A 22185-nucleotide genomic window follows, 5' to 3' on the forward strand; every position below is an offset into this window, starting at 1 on the left:
GGCCTCGCTAGACCGTCGCCGACGGCATGCTGAACCGCGAGCGGTAGCTCTGCACCAGCGAGCGCATGCCGATGCCGCACACCCCCACGAGCGTCTCGCCGCGGAAGTACTCGACCACGCACTCGTCATCGAGCGAGCCCGCGACGAGCTCGCGGCGATCAGCGAGGTAGGTCATGCCGAAGGCGAGCAGGTGCATGTCGTACTGGTCGCTCCAGAACGACGGCAGCGGCGCGAAGCCGGCCGCCGCGAGCGGCTCGCAGTCGTCGCCCCGCAGATGCGCGGCGATGAGCTGCCCGGCGCGCTTGCCGGTCTCCGTCGGCAGGTTCCAGTGCTCGACCCGCCGCGGCACGTCGTCGAAGAGCGGGTTCGGGTAGCGGGCGACGTCGCCCACCGCGAACACGTCAGGGCGCACGACGCCGTCGACGCCGATCGCGCGCAGGCCCGCATCCACGAGCACGCCGTCGCTCACGTCGAGGCCCGAGCCCTGCAGCCACTCGGTGTTCGGGTCACTGCCGATCGCCACGACGAGCACGTCGCACTCGAGCATGACGCCGCTCGTGAGGATCACCCGCTCCACCGCGGTCTCGCCGACGAGCCCGAAGAGTCCGTCGCGGGTGAAGAAGCGCACGCCATGCGCCTCGTGCCGCCGGCGCACCTCGCCACCGAGCTCGGGCCCGAGCGCGCGGTCGAGCGGCACGGCGCTCTGCGTCACGATCGAGACCGAGCATCCGTTCTTCGCCGCCGTCGCCGCGATCTCGCAGCCGACGAAGCCCGACCCGAGGATGACGACGTTCGCGCCCGGCCGCAGCGCCGAGCGCAGGCCGACGGCGTCGTCGAGCGTGCGCAGCACGTGGATGCCGCCGAGCCCGTGCGAGGGGATCGGCAGCGGCTTCGGCCGCAGCCCCGTCGCGATCACGAGCGATGAGTACGGATGCTCGACTCCGGCCTCGTCGACGACGACCCGTCGCTCGGCGTCGAGCGAGGCGGCCGCGCGACCGAGCGTCCACGTGACGCCCTGCTCGAGCGCCGAGCGGATGGGGAAGGCCACCTCGTCGTGCCCGTGCCCCTCGGTCTGCAGCAGCTCCTTCGACAGGGGCGGCCGGTTGTACGGCGCGTGCGCCTCGGCCCCGAGGAACTCGATGGGGCCGTCGTAGCCGGCGCGCCGAGCCCCCTCCGCGGTGCGGAGGCCGGCCATCGACGCGCCGACGATGAGGAGCGGGGCATCCGTCATGGGGGCCTACTCGCGCGTCAGCATGATCGCCTGCATCGGGCAGACGTCGGCCGCAGCCTCGAGGTCGGCGAGCATCTCGTCGGGCGCCTCTGCCTTGTACTCGAGCTTGTCGTCGGCGTTCAGCTGGAACACCTCCGGCGCCTCGAACACGCACTGCCCGTAGTGCTGGCACTTGTTCATGTCGACGTCGATCTTGATCATGCGTCTTCTTCCTCCTGGACGGTGGACGGGTAGAGATCCTTCGAGGGAGTGCGGATGCCGCGGAACTCCCAGTCGCCGCCGAGCGCGGTCGAGACCACCTCTTCGCTCTCGGTCGGCTGCGCGCCGACGTCGGTGCGGATCGGCGTCGGCCCCTCGACGATGCGGTTGCGCAGGCGACCGAGGCCCTCGACCTCGACCTCGACGACGTCGCCGGGCTGCACGGGTCGCGAGTTCGCCGGCGTGCCGGAGAAGATCATGTCGCCGGGCTCGAGCGTGATCGTGCGCGCGAGGTCGGCGACGAGGTAGTGCATGTCCCACTCCATGTTGTCGGTCGAGTCCTCCTGCTTGAGCTCGCCGTTGACGTAGGTGCGGATCATCTTGTCCCGGAAATCCCAGCCCTCCACGAGGCCCGGCCCGACCGGCCCGAGCGTGTCGGAGCCCTTCACGCGCAGCATCGAGCCGGCGTCGGTGTCGCGGAAGTCGTGCAGCCCGTAGTCGTTGCCGACCGAGTAGCCGGCGATGTAGTCGCCCGCCTCCTCGGGGCTCACGTTGCGGCACGTGCGCCCCATGATGATGACGATCTCGCCCTCGTAGTTCAGCCACTTGCAGCCGGCCGGGCGCACGACGTCGCCGTCGTGGCTGTTGAGCGCCGTGATCGGCTTGTGGAAGTACGTCGGCGCCGGGGGGAGCTTCGTCATGAACTCCTCGGTGCGGCTGGCGTAGTTGAGGTGCACCGCGATGATCTTCGAGGGGATGCTCGGCGCGAGGTGCACCGCCTCCGAGATCGCCACGCGGCGGCCGTCGGGCGCCACGAGCTCCTCGCCGTCGCGACGCACGCGCACGGGCGCGCCGCCGAGCAGGATGCGGCGGTACTCGGTCGTCTCTGCCGGGGTCGTCTCGCCCATGCTCAGCGCTCCCGCGAGAGCACGAGGTCGCGCGGCTGCGGGAACCCGCCCTCGGGCTCGGGGAAGTAGACGTGCACCTGGCCGGTGCCGATCGAGTTCTCGTACTCCGAGTACATGACGCCCTTGGCGGTGTTGGCGCCCTCGCCGGTCGCGCCCGCCATGGTGAGCCAGTGGCTGAAGTTGGCCTCCGGCTTGTACTTCTTGAACTCGTCCATCGTGTCGAGGATGCGCTGGTGGTCGCCGGCCTTCATCCACTCGATGCGCTCGAGGTCGGCCTCGCGCGCCTCGGGGCTGTAGATGTGGCTGGGGTCGCTCGACTCGTGCTGGCGCAGGTCGCGCAGCTTGTAGAAGGTGTGCGAGAGCGCGCCGGAGGCGAGCAGCAGCACCTTGCGGTCGCTGTCGCGGATGGCCTCGCCGAGGGCGCGGCCAGCGCGGAGGAAGTCCTCCGTCTCGGCGGTCTGGCAGACCGACATGCTGACCCAGCGCTTGTCGAGGCCGCGACCGAGGTAGTGCCACAGGTTGACGGTCGCGTAGAAGATCGGCAGGTGCGGGTCGCTGATGGGCGTCACCCAGGTGCCGTTCTTCTCGTCGTAGTCGGCGACGGCGTTGGCGAGCTCGGGGTCGCCCTTGAAGGCGTACGGGATCTGCGACATGCCGCGCGGCAGCTCCTCGCTCGTGAAGAGCCCGGAGCGCTCGGCCTGCGCGGTGATGACGAACTCGACCGTCGTGGCCCAGTGGGAGTCGAGCACGACGACGGTGTCGTAGTCGAGGGTCTCCATGACCTCCTCGCGCAGGCGCTTGAGGCCCGGCACGAGGCTGATCTCCTTGCCCTCGTTCAAGTCGTACCGCACGTCCTGCGGCAGCATGATGGTGGGCACGTGCGCCAGGATCGCGGCGCCGACGACCTTTCCCATGGTTATTCCTTCCATCCGGTCGGTGCGTAGACGGTGTTCTTGACGTCGGCGTAGAAGTCGAACGACCACACGCCGCCCTCGCGGCCGATGCCCGACTTCTTGCTGCCGCCGAACGGTGCGCCGAGGTCGCGCACGAAGAAGCAGTTGACCCAGATCGTGCCGGCGACGAGGTTCTTCGTCAGGCGCTCGGCACGGTCGCGGTCGCCGCAGACGACGACCGCGGCGAGGCCGTACTCGGTCGCGTTGGCGACCTCGACGGCCTCCTCGTCGGTGGCGAAGGTCTGCATCGCGAGCACGGGACCGAACACCTCGGCGGTGAGGATCTCGCTGCCCGGCTTGGCGCCCGTGATGAGTGTCGGGCGGTAGTAGAGGCCGCCGAGCTCGTCGTTGCGGTCGCCGCCGAAGGCGACGGTCGCGCCTTCGGCGCGAGCCCGCTCGACGAAGCCGGCGACGCGCTCGAGGTGCACGGCGTGGATCTGCGGACCGATCTGCGTGGCCTCCTCGCGCGGGTCGCCCTGCACGATCTGCGCGGCGCGCTCGGCGAACCGGGCCGAGAAGGCGTCGGCGATGGCCTCGTGCACGAGCAGGCGCGTGCCGGAGAGGCACACCTGCCCGGCGTTGTCGTACTGCTCGATGGCGAGGTCGACCGCGAGGTCGAGGTCGGCGTCGTCGGTGACGATGAAAGGGCTCTTGCCGCCGAGCTCGAAGCTGACGGGCGTCAGGTTGTCGGCCGCCGAGCGCATGATCGCCTTCGCGGTCGGCACGCTGCCGGTGAACGCGATGCGGGCGATGCCGGGATGCGCGACGAGGGCCGCGCCGGCCTCGGCACCCAGGCCCTGCACGACGTTGAACACGCCAGCGGGCATCCCCGCCTGCTCGCAGAGGTCGGCGAAGACGCTCGCGGTCAGAGGGGTCCATTCGGCGGGCTTCAGCACGACCGTGTCGCCCGCGGCAAGGGCGGGGCCGATGCGCCACGTGGCGAGCATGAGGGGCGCGTTCCAGGGCGTGATGATCGCCGCGACGCCCGAGGGATCCCACGTGACGACGTTGTCGTGCCCGCGGGTCTGCCAGACGGGGTGCGAGAGCTTCTGCATCGCCCAGTCGGCGAAAAAGCGGATGTTCATGGCCACGCGCGGCATGACGCCGCGGCGGTGGCTGCGCAGCAGCGAGCCGTTGTCGAGCGTCTCGAGCTGCGCGAGCTGCTCGACGTGCTGCTCGATGAGGTCGGCCAGGCGGTGGAGGATCTCGCCGCGGCCCTGCGGGCCGAGGTCGCGCCAGCCGGGGAACGCCGCACGGGCCGCGTCGACCGCCGCGTCGACCTCGCGCGCCCCGCCGCGGGCGACCTCCGCGAGCACGGCGCCGTCGACGGGCGAGACGCTCTCGAAGGTGGTCTCGCTCGCGACGCGCTGCCCTCCGATCCAGTGGCGGGTGTCGACGGTCAGGCCGGCGAGTTGCACCTGGTGCACGTGGCTGCTCCCTTGCAGTGGCGGTCGCGATTCATTCGGATGCGAATGACTAGGGGGATAGTAGCCGACGGCGCCGGGGCGCGACACCCCCGCGCAGCCCGCGTCGCGTCAGCGGCGCGCCTCGATGCTCGCCGTGACGTGGCGCAGCAGCTCGGCTAGGCGCTCGCGATCGTCGCCGGCCGACTCGGCGACCTGCTGCTCGTGCTGGTTGAACTCGGGGAACAGCGACTGCATGAGCTCGCGCCCCGCCGGCGTCATCGACACGAGCACGAGGCGGCCGTCGGTCGTGCTGCGCGAGCGCTCGAGCAGGCCCTTGCCCTCGAGCGTGCCGAGCACGCCCGTGAGGGTCGCCTTCGAGAAGCCGCCCTCCTCGGCGATCTGCCGCGTCTCGATGGGCTCCCAGATCCAGGTCACCCAGAGCACGACGAAGGCCGTCCACGACAGCCCGTGCGGGGCGAGCACGGTGCGCTCGAGGTAGTTGCGCGTCGCGTTCGCCGCGCGGAAGAGGTTCGAGACGACGGCGGTCGCGGCGAAGTCGATCGGCAGTCCGCCGAGCTTCTCGGCGACCTGCAGCTCCGTCTCGGCGAGCGTGTGCGGGCTGGGCATGCGCTGCTCCTCTCCACGAGCATCCAACCTCATTCGGCCCCGAAACGTGCTGAACCCTCGCGGACGCGAGGGCGACCCGCCGGAGAACGGGGGACTCGACGCGACCCCGAAAAGATTGTTAGCATCCGAATAATCTCGGCCTCCCACGAAAGCAGGCGCCCATGTCGACGACGACAGCCCTCACCCTCGCCGACCTCGACCTCTTCGCGCACGGCGCGCCGTGGGAGGTCTTCGAGGAGCTCCGCCGCACGCCCGGCCTCCACCACTCGACGGAGGAGGCGCCCAACAGTGGCTTCTGGTCCGTGACCCGCTATCACGAGATCGTGCGCGTGCTACGCGACCCCGAGACCTTCACCTCGACGAAGTTCACCAACCTCGAGGAGGTCGACCCCGCACTGCAGGATCAGCGTCGCTCGCTGCTGGAGATGGACGGCGTGCGTCACCGCGCCCTGCGCCGCATGCTGCAGGGCGAGTTCACGCCGCAGGCCGTCGCGAAGTACGAGACCTTCCTGCGCGGCATCACCGCCAAAACGCTCGACGACGCGCTCGCCAAGAAGGAGTTCGACTTCGTCGACGAGGTGAGCGCCGACTTCCCGATCCGCGTGCTCGCGCGACTGCTCGGCGTGCCCGACAGCGACACCGGGCAGCTCATCGCGTGGGGCAACCGCATGGTCGGCAACACCGACCCCGAGCACGCCGACGTGCTCATCGACTCGGCCGACAGCGAGGCGTACCGGCACGTGCCGTTCCGCTCGCCCGCGGCGATCGAGGTCTACGAGTACGGCCGACACCTCAAGGCCGAGCGCACCGGCAAGGGCGGCACCGACCTCGTCACGCTGCTCGCCGACGGCGTGCCCGGCGACGGCAGGCCGCTCACCGAGGACGAGTTCAACACGAACTTCCTGCTGCTCGTCGTGGCCGGCAACGAGACCACGCGCCACACCATCACGCACACGATGAAGAACCTGCTGGAGAACCCCGACCAGCTCGCGCTGCTGAAGAACGACCCCTCGCTCATCCCCTGGGCGGTCGAGGAGTTCCTGCGCTACGCCTCGCCGGTCTACCACTTCCGTCGCACTGCGACGAAGGACGTCGAGTTCTCCGACACCCAGATCAGGGAGGGCGAGAAGGTCGTCGTGTGGTTCGCCTCCGGCAACCGCGACAGCGCCGTCTTCGACGACCCGTACCGCTTCGACGTGACCCGCAACCCGAACGAGCACATGTCGTTCGGTCGCGGCGGCCCGCACATGTGCCTCGGCAACGCCCTCGCGCGCATCGAGCTGCGCATCATGTTCGAGGAGCTGTTGGCGCGCGACGTCGTGCTCGAGCGCGCGGGCGACATCGACTACCTGCGCAGCAACTTCGTGCACGGCATCAAGCGGATGCCCGTCCGCGTGGTCTGACCGCGCTTCGGCGCGCCCGGCTCAGGCCCCCGGCACGAGCCCGGCGACACGCGCCAGGAACGCGTCGACGAGCGCGAACGTGCGCTGCCGGGCGGCGCCCTCGACGGCGCGCGTCTGGGCGAGCATGACCTCCGGGTCCTGTCCGTCCTCGCGCACCTTGGCAGCGCCGCCCCAGTCGAGCCAGCCCTGCAGGCCAGCCGCGTCGAGCTCGGGGTGGAACTGCACGGCGAGCGTGCGCTCGACCGTGAACGCCTGCGAGGCGACCGGGTTGCGGGCGAGCTCGACGGCGCCGGGCGGCACCTGCCACCGGTCGTAGTGGAACTGGAACCAGGGCCCCTCCGGCACGAGTGAGGCGTCGTCGCTCCAGATGGCCGTCCAGCCGATCTCGCCCTTCGGCCCGGGCGCGACCGAGCCGCCGAGCGCGCGGGCGACGAGCTGGCCGCCGAAGCAGATGCCGAGCACGGGCATCCCGTCGCGGACGGCGTCGCCCAGCCAGTCGAGCTCGGGCAGCAGCCAGCGGCCGATGCACGCGTCGTCCCAGGCGCCCCACGGTGCGCCGAGCGGCACGAGCACGTCGTAGTCGCGGGCGTCGGGGAAGGTCGTGGCGATGTTGGGCGCCGCGAACGAGGCCTCGGGTACGACGAGATGGGTGTCGATCTCGAACCCGTGGTGGGCGAAGCGCTCGCCGACGGGCCCGAGCGGGCTCACATGGTCATGCTGGACGAACAGCGCTCGCATCGGGCACCCTCCTCATCGACGGCCGACGCGGCCTACTGTATCGTTTGATACCGAACGATCCACTGTCGGATCACCAGTCGTGCCACAAGGGAGTCGCACATGAGTCGGAGCCTCGTCAACCTGCAGACCGAGCTCACGGAGGCGGGCATCGACGTGCTCCGTGTCATCTACGCCGACATCATCGGCACCGTGCGGTCGAAGGACCTGCTCGTCAGCCAGCTCGACAAGATCAGCCACGGCGGCCCGGCGTTCTGCCAGGGCGTGTGGGTGACGACGACGCAGGGCGGCGTGCTCGACGGCGGCGACGTGCTCAGCGACGGCCTGGAGGACTTCATCACCCAGATCGTGCCGGAGAGCTGGCGCGCCCTGCCGTGGGAGCCCGGTGTCGCGTACGTCGTCGCGGGCGCCAACAACCCCGACATGACGCCGAACGAGTTCGCGCCGCGCACCCTGCTCGAGCGCATCATGCGCGAGTACGCGGCGCTCGGCCTCACGCCCGTCGTCGGCCCCGAGCTCGAGTTCTACATCGCCGACCGCAACGACGACGGCACCTTCCGCCGCGCGCTCACCCAGCCCGGCCGGGTGTACACGAGCGGCGCGACGGTCGACCCGAAGGGCACCTTCCTGCACCTGCTGCGGATGCTCGACCAACTCAAGATCGGCGTCTTCGCCGGCAATCACGAGTTCAGCCCCAGCCAGTACGAGATCAACATCTGGCACGGCGAGGCCCTCGACGCGTGCGACCGCATCTTCATGCTCAAGGCGGGCGTGAAAGACCTCATCGCGCGGCTCGGCCAGGCGGCGACGTTCTCGGGCAAGCCGTGGGGCGACGAGGGCGGCAGCGGGTTCCACCTGCACGTGTCGCTCGTCGACGCCGACGGCGAGAACCTCATGCACGACGGGCGCGAGCTCAGCGTGCTCGCGCAGCGCATGATCGCCGGCATCGTCGCGCACGCGCCGGCCCTCACCGCGCTCTGCAACCCGACGATCAACGCCTTCAAGCGCCTCGGGCCCGACACGCTCGCGCCCTACCGCGCGAACTGGGGCTACGACAACCGCAGCGCGATGCTGCGCGTGCCGCCGGAGCGCGGCGGCGGCACCCGCCTGGAGATGCGCCTCGCCGACGGCGCCGCGAACCCGTACCTCATGACCGCGGCGATCCTCGCCGCCGGCCTCGACGGCATCCGTCGCGAGCTCGACGCGCCGCCGCCGGCCGTCGGCTACTCCTACGAGGACGAATCGCAGACGGTGCTGCCCATGAGCCTCGATGCGGCCCTGGATGCTCTGCGCGCCGACAGCGCCCTCATCGAGATCCTCGGCGGCCCCCTCGTCGACGTCTTCGAGGTCATGAAGCGCGACGAGCTCGAGCGCTACACGGCGAGCGTCGACGACCCCGCCACGCGCGACGTCACGGCGTGGGAGGTGAAGGAATACTTTCTGGATCTCTGATCCAGAAAAGACAAGCACAGCTGGAGCCGTTCGAGAGATCAGACCGGAAGGGCCCGAGAGCATCGCTCTCGGGCCCTTCCGGTTCCGTGCTGTGATCTACACCGACGGGTTCGAGCTGTCGCCGACCAGTCGCCCCCCGTTGAACGTCACGCCGACCTCTCGGTAGTACGCGCCGATCTTCTCCCGCATGGGCAGGATCGAGGCGAGCTCGTCCCAGGGGGAGTCGTGCAGTTCGAGCTCGAAGTCGCCGCGCCAGGTGGCGCCGATCTCGGCGTCGGTCGTGCTCATGGTGATGAGCTGGTCGAGGCTGTTGCCGGCGCCGGGCGTGATGGAGGGCATCCACCGCGAATGCAGCATGGGGTGGCCGTTGACGAAGCCGTTCGTGTCGCTCTCGGCCTCGAGGGTGACGACGAGCGAGGCGAGGCGGTGGTCGTAGGCGGCGAGCGAGGCGCCGATCTTGGCGCCGGGGGCGAGGCGAGGCGCGGCGCGGCCGACGTTCATGACGCGCGTGACTGCCATCGAGCCGAGCTTCTTGGGGTAGCCCTGGAACCAGCCGCGGGCGATCGCGAAGTCTTTCGTGACCCAGATGGCGACGCAGCGCGTGTAGGTCTGGCCCTCGTGCTGCACGCGCACGACGGCGAAGGTCTCGAGGTACTGCGAGCGCTGCGGGTCGAGCAGCTCGGCGCCGGAGGCCGAGCAGGACTGCCAGTCGGCCCAGATGAGCGCGACGGCTCCCGGGTCTTCGGCGGCGAGCTCGAGGCCCTCGGGCAGGAGGGCGGCGACCTTCTCGGGGTCGGTGCGGTACTCGGCGGTGAGGAGGGTGCCCGAGTAGTACCAGGGCATGTCGGGCACGATCGCGCTCGCGCCGCTGGGGGTCTTCGGGGCCATGAAGCCGTGGAGGTCTGCCATGCGCTTCAGCGTAGCGATTCGTTCGTAAACAAACGATAGGGAATATCGCGCGAGCGCGCCCGCTTGACGGCGGGTTCTCGCGGGGCCATTCTGTGACCAGTCGTTTAGGCCCGAACGATCATCCGTCTCAATGAGGAGTCTCGGACATGACCCATTCCACCCCCACGGCCCAGGCGGAGCGCTCCTCGCTGCGCGCCGGGCGCCTCGGCGTCATCGGCGTCGTCTTCTTCGTCGTCGCCGCCTCCGCCCCGCTCGTCGGCATCACGGGCGCCGTTCCGGTCGCGATGCTCGTCGGCAACGGCGCGGGCACGCCCGGCGCCTACCTCGTCGTCGGCCTGACGCTGCTGCTGTTCAGCGTCGGCTACGCCGCGATGAGCCACCGCGTCACGAACTCCGGCGCGTTCTTCGCCTACGTCGGCAAGGGGCTCGGGGTGAACGCGGGCGTCGCCTCGGCCTTCGTGTCGATCCTCACCTATGTGACCATCCAGCTGGCGATCTATGGCTTCTTCGGCGGTCTCGTCGCGGGCACGATGGCCGAGCTCGGCGTCGACCTGCCCTGGTACGTGTGGTCGCTCATCGCCTGGCTGCTCGTCACCGGTCTCTCGCTGCTGACGGTCGACATCGGCGCCAAGGTGCTCGGCGTACTGCTCGTGCTCGAGCTGCTCTCGCTGCTCGTGGCCGCGATCGCGATGCTCGCCGACGGCGGCCCCGAGGGCTGGAACATCGCCGCCTCGTTCAGCCCCGAGAACATCTTCGCGGGCGGCTTCGCCGGCGGCGCGGGCATCGCGCTCGCCTTCGCCCTCGCGAGTTTCATCGGCTTCGAAGCGACCGCGATCTACGGCGAGGAGTCGAAGGACCCCAAGCGCACCGTGCCGCTCGCGACGTACATCGCGATCTCGACCATCAGCATCCTGTTCGCGATCGTGTCGTTCGGCATGGTCACCGGCATGGGCGCCGGCGGCATCATCGATGAGGTCGTGACGCGCTCGGCCGACGCCGACGGCAACCCGCTCGTGAACCCCGCGGGTGTGCTCTTCAGCCTCACCGAGCAGTACGTCGGCGGCTGGCTCGTGACGATCATGACGGTGCTCGTCATCACGAGCCTCTTCGCCGGCCTCCTGGCCTTCCAGAACGCGGCCTCGCGCTACTTCTTCGCCCTCGGCCGCGGCGGCGTGCTGCCGGCCCGCGCGGCGACGACGAACGGCGCCGGCGCCCCCGTCGGCGGCGTCGTCATCACCTCGGCGCTCGCCGCGCTCGTCATGATCGTGTTCGCGATCGCCGGGCTCGACCCGGTCGGCAACCTCTTCTTCTGGATGAGCTCGATCACGGCGATGTCGGTCATCGTCGTGGAGATCCTGGTCTCGATCGCGATCATCGTCTTCTTCCGCCGCGAGGGCGGCGGCTCGCTCTGGAAGACCGTGATCGCCCCGGCGCTGTCGGCCGTGCTGCTGGCGCTGGGCCTGTACCTCGTGATGTCGCGCTTCAACCTGCTCGCCGGCACCGTGCCGGAGGGCGTCGACCCCACGCTGCCCGAGAGCGCCTTCCAGCTCAACGCGCTCGGCTGGTTCCTCGTGCTGCTGCCGTTCCTGTTCCTCGTGATCGGGTACGTCGTCGCCCTCATCAACAAGAAGGAGAACGAGCAGCTCGTGCGCGACTTCGCGTCGTAGCCTCGGATGCTCCGCCCGGCCGGGCGGCGCGCGCTGCGGTTCCCGCCGCCCGGCCCTCACCCCTCGCGAAAGGTCACTCATGGCTCACGACTTCGACCTCGACGTCACGCCCGAGCACGACGTCGACGACTCCGCCGTCGACGCGCTCGGCTACGAGGAGCTCGTGGGCCGCATCTCGCAGCTGCCGCCCGAGCTGCGTGCGCCGATGGGCGCGATCCTGCTGGAGCGGCGCACGTACTCCGACGTGTCGCAGGAGCTGGGCATCCGCCAGCCGGAGCTCGTGCGGGCGGTGCAGCGCGGTCGCGCGATCATCGCGCGCGCGATCGCCGCGGGCTCCTAGCCCGCCCGGGAGGCGCCGCGCCGGTCAGTCGCGCGGCGTCGGGGGCGTCGGCGGGGTCACCGCGCTGCCCGCCGATGCCGGCGAGGCCGGCGATGCGGCTGACGCCGGCGAGCCGGCCGGCGCCACCGGCGCCCCGAGGTCGGCGAGCTCGTGCGCCTCGGTGAGCGTCGCCGGTCGGTCGGCTGCCGCGGTGAGCGGGTTCGTCATGTCGCGATGCACGCGGTCGAGCAGGGCGTGCAGCATCTCGACGGCGTCGTCGACGATCTCGGTCGAGCGCGTCGTCGTGCCGTGCAGCAGCCAGCGGGCCACTTCGAGCTCGGCGGCGAACACGGCGCGGCGGCCGAGCTCGCGGTCGTGGATGCCGCGCGCCTCGTGATAGGCCGCGAACGCCGCGTCGGGCACGGCGGCGTCGGAGGAGCCGAGCAGCCAGAACAGGTCGCGGGCCGGGTCGGCGACCTGCAGTCGAGCCCAGCCGAGCACGCCCGTGACGGTCTCGCCGATCGAGAGGAACGAGCCGGCCGAGAGCGAGCCGTTGATGACGGTGGGGGTGAACTGCCACAGCGACTGGTCCTCGCTCGCGAGTTCCCAGCGGCGCAGCAGGCCGGCCGGCACGAGTCCTGTCTCGTGCGCGCGGTCGAGCGTGGCGACGGCCTCGCGCATGACGTCGACGGCGCGCAGCTGCGGCAGCCCGACGTCGGCGACGACACTCGTCGGCAGCGCGTGCACGGCGGCGATCGCATGCCCCATGGAGGCGGCGAGCCCCGGCGTGATGGCCTCGAGCGGCACGCTCGTGCCCTCGACGAGCTCGTGCACGACGGCGCGGGAGCCGCCCGCGGGCGTCTGCCCGACGAAGCGCGGCACGGCGAACGGCAGGCGCGCGCGCACGCCGTCGCTGAGCGCGCGCAGCGCGATGAGGTCGGCCGACTGCTCGGCCTCGGCGGGCTCGGTGCGCGGCAGCCGGATCACGAGCCGCCGCCCGTCGCGGCTCGTCAGCACGGCCGCGTCGACGTCGCCGCGGCTCGAGCCGAGTCGGGCGGCGTGGGTGACGTCGAGGCCGGGCACGGCCGCCGTCGCGAGCGCGGCTAGAGTGAGGGGGGATCCGGCCATGCCCCCCAGGGTAGGCGGCGGGCACCCCACCATCGCCCTGCGCCACGCAGTTCCCGACCGGCAGACGGAGGCAGCCACCATGCATCGATCGCTCACCGCGATGCTGCCGCTCTCGCGCTACCGCGTCGACCGCGACGACGCCGCCCGCACGCGCCCGGCGCTCTTCGACGAGCTGTGGGCCGAGCCGACGACGCGCATCCTGCCGGTGTGGCGCGGCGAGCTGCTCATGGCCTCGCTCGATCCGGCGGCGCTCGCCCTGCTGCCGGTGCAGGCCGCCCCGACGGATGCCCTGCGCATCTACCTCGGCCGCTCGACCGACGACGCGCCCGACCTCCCGGCCGGCGCGGCCATCGTCGCCGTCGTGCTCGACGACGCCAGCGCTCCGGCCCTCGCGAGCGACATCGCCCAGTGGGCGAACCCGCGCACGCTCGGGCACGCGCTCGGCGATCGCGATGCGGGGCTCGCCGTCGAGGCGCTCGGCATCGCGAACTGGCACGCCGCCCACGCCTTCTCGCCGCTCAGCGGCGCCCCGACCGACCCGGCCCGCGGCGGCTGGGTGCGCGTCGACCGCGAGACCGGTCGCGAGCTCTTCCCGCGCACCGACGCCGCCGTCATCGTGGCGGTGACCGATCCCGACGACCGGCTCGTGCTCGGCTCGAACGCGCAGTGGGAGGCCAATCGCTTCTCGCTGCTCGCGGGCTTCGTCGAGCCGGGCGAGTCGCTCGAGGCCGCCGTCGTGCGCGAGGTGCGCGAGGAGTCGGGGCTCACCGTCGTCGACCCGGTGTACGCCGGCTCGCAGCCGTGGCCGTTCCCGGCCTCGCTCATGCTCGGCTTCCGCGCCCGCCTCGATGCGGATGCTCCGCAGGAGCTGCGCCCCGACGGCGCCGAGATCCTCGACCTGCGGTGGTTCAGCCGCACCGAGCTCGCCGCCTCGCTCGACGAGATCAGCCTGCCAGGGCGCACCTCGATCGCCCGCGCCCTCATCGAGGACTGGTTCGGGGGCCCGATCGACGCATGAGCGGCACCGACCCCGATCGGCTGCTCGCGCAGCTCGACGAGCAGCAGCGCGTCGTCGCCGAGAGCCTGCTGGGCCCGGTGTGCGTGCTCGCCGGCGCGGGCACGGGCAAGACCCGCGCGATCACGCACCGCATCGCCTACGGCGTCGCGACCGGGGCCTACGACCCGAAGCGCGTCATGGCGCTGACCTTCACGACGCGCGCGGCCGGTGAGCTCGTCGGCCGGCTGCGGGCGCTCGGGGCCGAGGGCGTCTCGGCCCGCACCTTCCACTCCGCGGCGCTGCGGCAGCTGCACTACTTCTGGCCGACCGTCGTCGGCGGCGCCCCGCCGCGCGTGCTCGACGGCAAGGGACCGCTGCTCGGCCAGGCGGCCTCGACGCTCAGGCTCGGCCTCGACACCGCCGCGCTGCGCGACGCGGCCGCCGAGATCGAGTGGCGCAAGGTGCAGAAGCTCTCGCTCGACGACTACGCCCGCGCGGCGGAGAGCCGCACGATGCCGGCGAAGCTGCCGGTCTCGGCGATGGTCGACCTGCACCGGCAGTACGAGGCCATCAAGGACGAGCGGCGGCAGATCGACTTCGAGGACGTGCTGCTGGCGATGGCGGGGATGCTCGAGGTCGAGCCGCGCGTCGCCGAGCAGGTGCGCGAGCAGTACCGCTTCTTCGTCGTCGACGAGTACCAGGACGTCTCGCCCCTGCAGCACGACCTGCTGACGCTGTGGCTCGGCGGCCGGCGCGAGCTGTGCGTCGTCGGCGACGCCTCGCAGACCATCTACTCGTTCGCGGGGGCCTCGAGCGACTACCTCGTGCGCTTCGGCAGCGAGTACCCGGAGGCGACGGTCGTGCGCCTGGAGGACAACTACCGCTCGACCGAGCAGATCGTGACGCTCGCCAACCGGCTCATGCGCGGCCGGCCGGGCGCCCTGACGCTGCGCGCGGCCGCCGCCGAGGGCGGGCCCGCTCCCAGCGTCACGGCGCACGCCGACGACGCGGCTGAGGCATCCGCCGTCGCCGAATCGATCGCGCGCCGCATCGCCGACGGTGCGGCGCCCGAGTCGATCGCGGTGCTGTTCCGCATCAACACGCAGTCGATCGCGCTCGAGGCGGCGCTGCGGCGCGCGGGCGTGCCCGTGCTGACGCGCGCGAGCAGCCGCTACTTCGACCAGCCGGAAGTGCGCCAGGCCATCATGCTGCTGCGCGGCGCGGCGATCTCGATCGGCGACGAGCCGCTGTTCAAGAGCGTCAGCGACGTGCTGCGCGGGCTCGGCTGGCGGCAGGATCCACCGGAGGGCGCGGGGGCCGAGCGCGCCCGCTGGGAGAGCCTGACCGCTCTGCTCGGCCTCGCGGAGGAGGCGCCCGCGGGCACGACCCTCGCCGAGTTCGTGCGCGAGCTGCAGCGCCGCGCCGAGCAGCAGCACGCGCCCGCCCGCTCGGCCGTCACCCTGGCGACACTGCACGCGGCCAAGGGCCTCGAGTGGGAGACCGTCTACATCGTCGGTCTCAGCGAGGGCACCGTGCCGATCACCTTCGCGTCGAGCCTCGAGGCGATCGACGAGGAGCGCCGGCTGTTCTACGTCGGCATCACGCGCGCGCGGCGCTCGCTCGAGCTGTCGTGGGCGCAGCGACCCAGCGCGAGTCGCGCCGAGCGCGCGCCGAGCCGGTTCCTCGACGAGGTGCGCGCGCCGGGGCAGCCGCCCGTCGGCGTGACGGGCGGGGTCAGCCGGCGAGGGGCTGCACGGCGCTGAGCCCCAGCCCGAGGCAGCCGCAGCGGTCGGAGGGCGCCCACGACTGGCGGTGCCGGCGACCCGTGACGGCGTCGATGCGCACGCTCAGGGTGTCGCGCTCGCGCAGGATGCGCAGCGCCTCGATCGCCGCCTCCGTCGCCAGCAGGGGAGCATCGGCGTGCGCGGGCATGCCCCACAGCTGCGCCTCAATCGCCGGCCACGAGGGGTCGGCGGCCGTGCGCGCCTGATCGACGCAGGCGAGGCACGCCGTCTCGCCCGGCTCGACACGCGGGCCCACCGTCGCCGACTGCTCGCCGATGATGATCGGCACGTGCACGATGTCGCGGCGCAGCCAGGCGAGGTGCTCGGTCGGGTCGATGACGTGGTGGCTCACGAGCACGGCGGCGTCGATCGAGGCGTCGACGACGCCCGCGCCGTGGGCGGCGGCGATGACGGGATGCCCGGCATCGGCCACGACGCGCGCGATACGCCCCGCGGCGGGCACCGCTCCGATCACAGCGACGCGCCGCACCGCGGGAGCGGGCAGCGGCGCGAACGCGGGCTCGAGAAGCGCCAGCAGCTCGGCGACGCGAGCGGGGGTGACGCCGAGCGTGGAGGCGAGCATGCCGACGCCGGTGCGCGGCACGCCCGTGGCGAGCGCGGCGATGAGCCGGGCATCCCCGTCATCGACCGGATCGATGACGGCGACGACGGGGTCGACGCCGATCTGCATGCTCGTCGGCGTGCGCCAGACGAGCGGGCGACGGGGGTCGATGCGCAGAACCATGCGCACATGATGCGCGGGGCCCTGCGGGGTGGCCCTAGTTGCTCACAGGGGGGCCGTCGCCCTCGACGGGCCGGTCGCCCTCGTCGGCGAGCAGCTCGCTGAGCGCCTGGTCGAAGGCGTCGTCGTCGACGGGGCCCGCCTGCAGGGTCGCGATGACGCGCGAGGGGTCGTCGATGTCGTCGCCGGTCGGCAGCAGGTCGGGGTGATCCCACAGCCCGTCGCGCGCCTCGGTGCCGACCGCGTCGGTGACGGCCCGCCAGAACGCGGCGGCCTCGCGCAGTCGGCGCGGGCGCAGCTCGAGCCCGACGAGGGTCGCGAAGGCAGACTCGGCCGGGCCGCCCGCGGCGCGACGGCGCCGCACAGTCTCGGCGACGGCGTCGGCGCGCGGGAGGCGAGCCGTCGCATCCGCCGTCACGACGTCGACCCAACCCTCGATGAGGGCGAGCGTCGTCTCGAGGCGGCCGAGCGCGGCGAGCTGCGCCTCGGTCTTCGGCGGGATGAGCGCGCCGCTGGAGAGGATCTCGCGCAGGCTCTCCGGGTCGGCGGGGTCGAAGTCCTCCGCGACCGACTCGATGCGCGTGGCGTCGATGCTGAGCCCGCGGGCGTAGTCGGTGATGGCGCTGATGACGTGGGCGCGCAGCCACCGCGCGTGCCGGAACAGCCGCGCGTGAGCGAGCTCGCGCACCGACAGGTAGAGGTGCACCTGGTCGGCCGAAATGTCGAGGCCCTGCCCGAAGGCGGCCACGTTCTGCGGCAGCAGCGCCGCCTGCACATCGTGGTCGTCGCGGCCCGGCAGCAGGGGGATGCCCACGTCGCCGCCCGAGACGACCTCGGCGGCGAGCTGGCCGACGACGTGGCCGAGCTGGATGGAGAACAGCGTGCCGCCGAGCGAGCGCATGATGCCGCTCGCGTCGCCCATCATCGCCTTCAGCTGCTCGGGCACCTGAGTGTCGAGCGCCTCGGTGAGGGCGTCGGCGATCGAGCGCGCGACGGGCTCGGCGAGACTGCTCCAGATCGGCAGGGTGCGGCGCGCCCAGTCGGCGCGCGTCAGCAGCGCCGGCTCGGAGGTCAGCTGGGTGATCGCGGTCGCCTCGTCGAGCCACAGCGCGGCCACGTGCAGCGCCTGGCGCAGCGCCTCGACCTCGGCATCGGTGGGCGTGAGGGCGCCGGTCGCGGCGATGCGCCCCGCCTCCTCGCGCGCGAGCTTCTCGTCGATGCCGTCGACGGGCGCACTCATCGCCCGCTGCAGCTGACCCATGAGCCGCGCGATCATCGCCGGATCCGCCGGCAGGCCTGCGGCGCCCGCGAGCTTCGCGGGGTCGATGTCGCCCTCACCGGCCAGGAAGCGGCGCATCATCTCGCGGAAGTCGTCCTCGGGCCCGCCGAGGGAATCGTCAGCCATGCGCTTTACGCTAACGCCGCGCCCGCGCTCGTCGAGCGGGTTTCGCCCTAGGCTGACGAGCGGTGCGCCCGCGGCGGGCCCGCGCCGGGCATCCGCCCCGCGCCCCGATCGCAGCCTCCTCGCCCGCCCGCCCCGACCTGACCACGCCGCCCGGCCGGCGACGGAAGGACAGCCCGTGTCGCTCTTCACCGACGGCGTCGACGTCGACCACGAGTCGGCGCGCTCGCGCAGCCGCCGCGTCGGCTGGCTGCTGCTCGCGGTGACGCTGTTCGGCGTGCTCGGCATGGCCGTGCTGCCCTCGCCGTACGTCATCGAGCGCCCCGGCCCCGTCTTCGACACCCTCGGCTCGGTCACGGTCGACGGCGAGGAGGTGCCGCTCATCACGATCCCCGACGAGCCGACCTACCCGACCGAGGGCTCGCTGAGCCTGCTGACCGTGAACGTGCTCGGCAACCCGGAGACGCGGCCGTCGTGGTTCGAGGTCGCGCGCGCGTGGCTCGACCCGCAGCAGTCGGTGGTGCCGCTGGAGTCGGTGTTCCCGCCCGGCGTCTCGACGGAGGATCGCCGCGAGCAGAGCCGCGTCGACATGGAGAACTCGCAGCAGGAGGCCATCGCGGCGGCGCTGCGGGCCATCGGCGAGCCGTACGAGAGCGTGCTGTACGTCGTCGAGCCGCAGGAGGGCGGCGCCTCCGAGGGCATCCTCGAGGCTGACGACGTCATCGTCTCGGTGAACGGCGAGGCGGTGCGGGATGTCACGGCGCTGCGCGCCGCGATCGCGGAGAACGGCACGACGACCCCCGTGTCGCTCGGCATCGAGCGCGACGGGCAGGAGCGCACGGTCGAGGTCACCCCGCGCTTCAGCGAGGGCCCCGACGCCGTGCCGGTCATCGGCATCCTCGTGGCGGGCGAGTACGAGTTCCCGTTCGACGTCGACATCGAGCTGTCGAACGTCGGCGGCCCGAGCGCGGGCATGATGTTCGCGCTCGGCATCATCGACAAGCTCACCCCCGGCTCGCTCGCCGGCGGCGCCGAGGTCGCGGGCACGGGCACGATCGCGGCCGACGGCACGGTCGGCCCCATCGGCGGCATCGTGCAGAAGATGTACGGCGCGATCGACGCCGGCGCCGAGGTGTTCCTGTCGCCGAGCGAGAACTGCGGCGAGCTCGCCGGCAGCATCCCCGACGAGCTCGAGGTGTTCCGCGTCGCGACGCTCGACGACGCGATCGAGGTGTTGCAGACGGTCGCCGACGAGGGCGATCTGAGCGCGCTGCCGCGCTGCGAGTGAGCGGGTTCGGGCGGCGCGCGCCCTGAGCGAACGGCGCTCGCATCCGAGGCGCCCACCAAGGTTGCCCCCGATAGGCTGACGGCGCTCGCCACCGACTCCTGGGAGACCCTCCGTGACGTCCACCGCAACGCCGCCCGCCAACCGAAGCCGGGCGACTCTCGCGATCTCGGCCGGCATCCTCGCCGTGCTCGTCGTGCTGTTCTTCGTCTTCGCGAACTTCTACACCGACGTGCTGTGGTTCGACCAGCTGGGCTACCTGCCGGTGCTGACGACGCAGTGGTTCGCGACCGCGGGGATGTTCCTGGTCGGCTTCCTGGGCATGTTCATCCCGGTCTACGCGAGCCTGCAGATCGCCTACCGCCTGCGCCCCGTCTACGCCAAGCTCTCCAGCCAGCTCGACCGCTACCAGGAGGTCGTCGAGCCGCTGCGCCGCGTGGCGATGCTCGGCATCCCGGCGGTGCTGGGCCTCTTCGCGGGCGTCGCGGCCGCGAGCCGCTGGCCGGTCGTGCTGCAGTGGTTCAACCGCACGCCGTTCGGCGAGACCGACCCGCAGTTCGGCCTCGACATCTCGTTCTACATCTTCGAGCTGCCGTTCTGGCGCGGCGTCGTAGCGTTCGCTTCCGGCGCCGTGCTGCTCTCGGCGATCGCCGCGGTCGCGACGAGCTACCTCTACGGGGCGATCCGCTTCACGGGCCGCGAGGTGCGCATCAGCCGCACCGCGCGCATCCAGCTCGCCGTCACGGCGGGCGTCTACATCGCGCTGCAGGCAGTCTCGATCTGGCTCGACCAGTACGCGGCGCTCGTGCAGCCCAGCGACGGGTTCCTCGCCGCCGGTGCCGGCTACACCGAGGTCTTCGCGACCATCCCCGGCCGGCAGATCCTCGCCGGCATCGCCGCGCTCATCGCGGTGCTCTTCATCATCACGGCCATCATCGGCCGCTGGCGCATCTCGATCGTCGGCACCGCGCTGCTCATCGTCTCGGGGCTGCTCATCGGCAGCGTCTACCCGTGGATCGTGCAGCGCTTCCAGGTCGAGCCGAGCGCGCGGTCGCTCGAGGCGCCCTACATCGAGCGCAACATCGAGGCCACGCGCGACGCCTACGGCATCACCGGCATCGAGGAGGTGCCCTACGCCGCGACTGTGACGGCGGAGGAGGGGGCGCTGCGGGAGGACGCGGAGACGACCGCGAACATCCGCATCATCGATCCCGCGCTCGTCACCGACGCCTTCGCGCAGCTGGAGCAGTTCCGGCCGTACTACGGCTTCCCTCCCTACCTCGACGTCGACCGCTACGAGATCGACGGGCAGACGCAGGACACGGTGATCTCCGTCCGCGAGCTCAACCCCAACGAGCAGACGGAGGAGAGCTGGTACAACTCGCGCATCGTCTTCACGCACGGCTACGGCGTCGTCGCGGCCGCGGGGAACGAGCGCGCGGCTGACGGGCAGCCCGTCTTCCTCGAGTCGGGCATCCCGGCCAGCGGGCCGCTCTCGGAGGCGGTCGGCGAGTACGAGCCGCGCATCTACTTCGGCGAGACCTCGCCCGAGTACTCGATCGTCGGCGCGCCGGAGGGTGCGCCCGCGCTCGAGCTCGACTACCCCTCGGAGGGCGGCGACGAGAACGACGCCTCGGGCAACCAGACCTACACCTTCACCGGCGACGGCGGCCCGGCGCTCGACAACCCGTTCAAGAAGCTGCTGTACGCGATCAAGTTCCAGTCGGAGCAGATCTTCCTCTCCGACGCCGTGAACGAGGAGTCGCAGATCCTCTACGACCGCACGCCGCTCGAGCGCGTGCAGAAGGTCGCGCCGTACCTCACGCTCGACCGCGACCCGTACCCGGCGATCGTCGATGGGCGCATCCAGTGGATCGTCGACGGCTACACGACCTCGGCGAGCTACCCGTACTCGACGTCGGTCGCGCTGTCGGCCGCGATCGCGGACACGTACACGCCGGCGCCGACCTTCCCGATCGACGACATCAACTACATCCGCAACTCGGTCAAGGCGACCGTCGACGCCTACGACGGCTCGGTGACGCTCTACGCGTGGGACACGGAGGACCCGCTGCTGCAGACGTGGCAGAAGATCTTCCCGTCGACGCTGCAGCCGATGGAGGAGATGGGGCAGGAGCTGCTCGATCACGTGCGCTACCCCGCCGACCTGTTCAAGGTGCAGCGCGACATCCTCGGCGAATATCACGTGACCGACCCCGGCTCGTTCTTCTCGCGCGACGACGAGTGGGTGACGCCGAACGACCCGGCAGCGCCGGGCGGCCTCGAGGCGCTGCAGCCGCCGTACTACCTGACGATGCAGATGCCCGGCTCCGAGGCCCCCGCGTTCACGCTGTACTCGACGTTCATCCCGGCCTCGGCGGGCGGCAACAGCCGCAACGTGCTCTACGGCTACCTCGCGGCGAACGCCGACGCGGGCGACGACTACGGCAAGCTCACACTGCTCACGCTGCCGCGCCAGACGACCGTGCCGGGCCCCGGCCAGGTGCAGAACCAGTTCGACTCGAACGCGACGGTCGCCCAGCAGCTCAACCTGCTGCGTCAGGGCGAGACCGAGGTCATCAGCGGCAACCTGCTGACCCTGCCCGTCGGCGGCGGCCTGCTCTACGTGCAGCCGGTCTACGTGCAGTCGACCGGTGGAACGAGCTACCCGCTGCTGCGCAAGGTGCTCGTCGCGTTCGGCAACGAGGTCGCCTTCGAGGACACGCTCGACCAGGCGCTCGACAGCCTGTTCGGCGGCGAGTCCGGTGCCGAGGCCGGTGACGGCGACGTCGACCCGGTCGACCCCGAGCAGCCCGACCCCGAGCAGCCGACCGACCCGGAGGCGCCGACCGAGCCCGAGCAGCCCGGTGACGCGACCTTCGAGGCGGCGCTGCAGGAGGCCCGCGAGGCGCTGCTGGCCCGCGAGGCCGCGTACGCCGCGAATGACCTCGTCGCGGCGGCGGAGGCCGACGAGCGCCTGCAGGCCGCGCTCGAGCGCCTCTTCGCGCTCAGCGAGCAGCAGCCGGAGGAATAGGGGGC

At 71.7% G+C, this 22185-nt stretch carries 19 protein-coding genes; 8 read left to right on the top strand and 11 right to left on the bottom strand.

What is annotated here, in order from left to right:
• Positions 1 to 7 precede the first annotated feature (7 nt).
• The 6 genes from ID804_RS02950 to ID804_RS02975 all read right to left on the bottom strand — a co-directional run bounded on the left by ID804_RS02950 (position 8) and on the right by ID804_RS02975 (position 5323).
• Entirely contained in the window at positions 8 to 1231 is a 1224-nt protein-coding gene (locus ID804_RS02950) for an NAD(P)/FAD-dependent oxidoreductase (RefSeq protein ID WP_169077445.1), read from the bottom strand.
• A 6-nt stretch (positions 1232 to 1237) separates the two neighbouring features.
• A complete protein-coding gene (locus ID804_RS02955) occupies positions 1238 to 1432 on the bottom strand; it encodes a ferredoxin (protein ID WP_169077446.1) in 195 nt (64 codons plus the stop codon).
• The gene (locus ID804_RS02960) at positions 1429 to 2337 is read right to left on the bottom strand and encodes a fumarylacetoacetate hydrolase family protein (RefSeq protein WP_169077447.1); all 909 of its coding nucleotides are present in this window, start codon (positions 2335 to 2337) and stop codon (positions 1429 to 1431) included. Before ID804_RS02960 ends, ID804_RS02955 begins: the two co-directional genes overlap by 4 nt.
• A 2-nt stretch (positions 2338 to 2339) precedes the next feature.
• Complete coding sequence (locus ID804_RS02965) at positions 2340 to 3251, bottom strand: DODA-type extradiol aromatic ring-opening family dioxygenase (protein WP_169077448.1); 912 nt, start codon at positions 3249 to 3251, stop codon at positions 2340 to 2342.
• Positions 3252 to 3253: 2 nt separating this feature from the next.
• Positions 3254 to 4717: an aldehyde dehydrogenase gene (locus tag ID804_RS02970; RefSeq protein WP_169077449.1), complete on the bottom strand. Its 1464-nt coding sequence runs from the start codon at positions 4715 to 4717 to the stop codon at positions 3254 to 3256.
• Between the two features lie 108 nt (positions 4718 to 4825).
• The gene (locus ID804_RS02975) at positions 4826 to 5323 is read right to left on the bottom strand and encodes a MarR family winged helix-turn-helix transcriptional regulator (RefSeq protein ID WP_169077450.1); all 498 of its coding nucleotides are present in this window, start codon (positions 5321 to 5323) and stop codon (positions 4826 to 4828) included.
• Positions 5324 to 5484: 161 nt separating this feature from the next.
• Between ID804_RS02975 and ID804_RS02980 the strand changes: the two genes are divergently transcribed.
• Complete coding sequence (locus ID804_RS02980) at positions 5485 to 6726, top strand: cytochrome P450 (RefSeq protein ID WP_169077451.1); 1242 nt, start codon at positions 5485 to 5487, stop codon at positions 6724 to 6726.
• A gap of 21 nt (positions 6727 to 6747) precedes the next feature.
• Here the strand turns inward: ID804_RS02980 and ID804_RS02985 are convergent, their stop codons facing one another.
• On the bottom strand, positions 6748 to 7434 hold the full coding sequence (locus ID804_RS02985; RefSeq protein ID WP_317451143.1) for a type 1 glutamine amidotransferase: 687 nt from the start codon (positions 7432 to 7434) through the stop codon (positions 6748 to 6750).
• A gap of 129 nt (positions 7435 to 7563) precedes the next feature.
• Between ID804_RS02985 and ID804_RS02990 the strand changes: the two genes are divergently transcribed.
• The gene (locus ID804_RS02990) at positions 7564 to 8913 is read left to right on the top strand and encodes a glutamine synthetase family protein (protein WP_169077453.1); all 1350 of its coding nucleotides are present in this window, start codon (positions 7564 to 7566) and stop codon (positions 8911 to 8913) included.
• Positions 8914 to 9009: 96 nt separating this feature from the next.
• Here the strand turns inward: ID804_RS02990 and ID804_RS02995 are convergent, their stop codons facing one another.
• Entirely contained in the window at positions 9010 to 9822 is an 813-nt protein-coding gene (locus ID804_RS02995) for an acetoacetate decarboxylase family protein (RefSeq protein WP_169077454.1), read from the bottom strand.
• Between the two features lie 146 nt (positions 9823 to 9968).
• Between ID804_RS02995 and ID804_RS03000 the strand changes: the two genes are divergently transcribed.
• Together ID804_RS03000 and ID804_RS03005 are read left to right on the top strand one after the other, a co-directional pair.
• The gene (locus tag ID804_RS03000) at positions 9969 to 11489 is read left to right on the top strand and encodes an APC family permease (protein ID WP_169077455.1); all 1521 of its coding nucleotides are present in this window, start codon (positions 9969 to 9971) and stop codon (positions 11487 to 11489) included.
• A gap of 79 nt (positions 11490 to 11568) precedes the next feature.
• Complete coding sequence (locus tag ID804_RS03005; RefSeq protein WP_169077456.1) at positions 11569 to 11829, top strand: hypothetical protein; 261 nt, start codon at positions 11569 to 11571, stop codon at positions 11827 to 11829.
• Positions 11830 to 11853: 24 nt separating this feature from the next.
• Here ID804_RS03005 and ID804_RS03010 read toward each other — a convergent pair whose 3' ends face one another.
• Positions 11854 to 12936, bottom strand: coding sequence for a phosphotransferase (locus ID804_RS03010; protein WP_169077457.1), 1083 nt, complete (start codon positions 12934 to 12936; stop codon positions 11854 to 11856).
• A 79-nt stretch (positions 12937 to 13015) separates the two neighbouring features.
• Between ID804_RS03010 and nudC the strand changes: the two genes are divergently transcribed.
• Positions 13016 to 13954 (top strand): NAD(+) diphosphatase, encoded by a 939-nt coding sequence (gene nudC, locus ID804_RS03015; RefSeq protein WP_169077458.1) that lies wholly within the window; start codon positions 13016 to 13018, stop codon positions 13952 to 13954.
• On the top strand, positions 13951 to 15696 hold the full coding sequence (locus ID804_RS03020; RefSeq protein ID WP_169077459.1) for an ATP-dependent helicase: 1746 nt from the start codon (positions 13951 to 13953) through the stop codon (positions 15694 to 15696). The genes nudC and ID804_RS03020 overlap by 4 nt, the downstream gene beginning before the upstream one ends.
• Here the strand turns inward: ID804_RS03020 and ID804_RS03025 are convergent.
• Both ID804_RS03025 and ID804_RS03030 read right to left on the bottom strand, forming a co-directional pair.
• Complete coding sequence (locus ID804_RS03025; protein ID WP_169077460.1) at positions 15668 to 16462, bottom strand: hypothetical protein; 795 nt, start codon at positions 16460 to 16462, stop codon at positions 15668 to 15670. The genes ID804_RS03020 and ID804_RS03025 overlap by 29 nt on opposite strands.
• Before the next feature lie 34 nt (positions 16463 to 16496).
• On the bottom strand, positions 16497 to 17864 hold the full coding sequence (locus ID804_RS03030; RefSeq protein WP_169077461.1) for a zinc-dependent metalloprotease: 1368 nt from the start codon (positions 17862 to 17864) through the stop codon (positions 16497 to 16499).
• A gap of 175 nt (positions 17865 to 18039) precedes the next feature.
• Here ID804_RS03030 and ID804_RS03035 point away from each other — a divergent pair, with 175 nt between their 5' ends.
• Together ID804_RS03035 and ID804_RS03040 are read left to right on the top strand one after the other, a co-directional pair.
• Positions 18040 to 19149: a YlbL family protein gene (locus ID804_RS03035; RefSeq protein WP_317451144.1), complete on the top strand. Its 1110-nt coding sequence runs from the start codon at positions 18040 to 18042 to the stop codon at positions 19147 to 19149.
• 112 nt (positions 19150 to 19261) lie between these two features.
• Positions 19262 to 22180: a UPF0182 family membrane protein gene (locus ID804_RS03040; RefSeq protein ID WP_188219139.1), complete on the top strand. Its 2919-nt coding sequence runs from the start codon at positions 19262 to 19264 to the stop codon at positions 22178 to 22180.
• Positions 22181 to 22185 lie beyond the last annotated feature (5 nt).

Origin of the sequence: Microcella alkalica (genome assembly GCF_014595885.1) — a bacterium.
Lineage (GTDB): Bacteria > Actinomycetota > Actinomycetes > Actinomycetales > Microbacteriaceae > Microcella > Microcella alkaliphila_B.